At 30.5% G+C, this 488-nt stretch carries 1 protein-coding gene; it reads right to left on the reverse strand.

Going from position 1 to position 488, the window contains the following annotated elements:
• Positions 1-488, reverse strand: a 488-nt coding sequence (locus VQ048_RS12550) for an erythromycin esterase family protein (RefSeq protein WP_327611971.1), incomplete at both ends; no start/stop codon positions are given.

The following is a 488-nucleotide window of genomic DNA, read 5'->3' on the forward strand; positions in this document are numbered from 1 at the left end:
CAAACGAATGTAAACTTTTAATAGCAATGCTTTTAATTCATTATGTTCAGCTTCATCAAAAAGCGATAAATTTAACGCAAGCTGAGAAGTCGAATAGAAATCAAATTTCTCAGCAAGATTTAAAATCTTCTGTAAGACATCAGAAGAAACGATTGAAAGTCTTTGCAAATAATCAGATACAATACGAAAGTTTGGAAAATAAGAACCTCCATTTTTAGGAATATCCACACCTAAAAAGGTAATTTGATTATTATTGTCTTGATTATACCGACGAAGCCATAGCAAAGTATCTTTAAACTCATTTGGATAATAAAAGTGTGACAGTAACTTATCCAAATCGTCGAATGGAATTTGTGATTTTATCCACTTATCAACTTCTAATCCTTCAGAAAAACCAAACTCAAATGCCAAGGTGTCAAAATCACATTCAGTTACTAAAAACTCAATAACTTGATGCCTGAATGTAAAAAACTCTTTTATGAAATGTG

This window comes from Bergeyella anatis, assembly GCF_036016955.1.
Classification (GTDB): Bacteria; Bacteroidota; Bacteroidia; order Flavobacteriales; family Weeksellaceae; genus JAYWXI01.